This is a genomic window from Vibrio sp. 10N.222.55.C6, from assembly GCF_041473395.1.
Taxonomy (GTDB): Bacteria; Pseudomonadota; Gammaproteobacteria; order Enterobacterales; family Vibrionaceae; genus Vibrio; species Vibrio crassostreae_C.
The window spans coordinates 1-410 of the sequence record NZ_JBFRSD010000067.1; the positions used below are offsets into that span (position 1 = coordinate 1).

General features: G+C 43.7%; 3 tRNA genes. All 3 read left to right on the forward strand.

Annotated features, from left to right (window positions below):
- Positions 1-43 precede the first annotated feature (43 nt).
- The 3 genes from AB4486_RS22520 (at position 44) to AB4486_RS22530 (ending at position 377) form a co-directional block, all read left to right on the forward strand.
- Positions 44-120, forward strand: a tRNA-Met gene (locus AB4486_RS22520).
- A 55-nt stretch (positions 121-175) separates the two neighbouring features.
- Positions 176-260: transfer RNA gene (locus AB4486_RS22525), tRNA-Leu, on the forward strand.
- Positions 261-302: 42 nt separating this feature from the next.
- A tRNA-Gln gene (locus tag AB4486_RS22530) sits at positions 303-377 on the forward strand.
- The last annotated feature ends 33 nt before the right edge of the window (positions 378-410 follow it).

The window sequence follows — 410 nt, forward strand, 5'->3', positions numbered from 1 at the left end:
CTTTCATTAGAGAACAAATAGTGAATCGATTAGATTTATTATTGGCTACTTAGCTCAGTTGGTTAGAGCACATCACTCATAATGATGGGGTCGCAGGTTCAAATCCCGCAGTAGCCACCATTTATACAACGTTTTATTGAATCACCAATATTCAGTATGACTATAAAGATTTGCTGCGGTCGTGGCGGAATTGGTAGACGCACCAGATTTAGGTTCTGGCGCCGAGAGGTGTGAGAGTTCAAGTCTCTCCGACCGCACCATTATTTAGAATGTGTTTCTTTCATTAGATGACCATTCATTGTTGGGCTATCGCCAAGCGGTAAGGCACCGGCTTTTGATGCCGGCATTCCCTGGTTCGAATCCAGGTAGCCCAGCCACATACAACGTTATTTAGACAAACCATAAGTCTT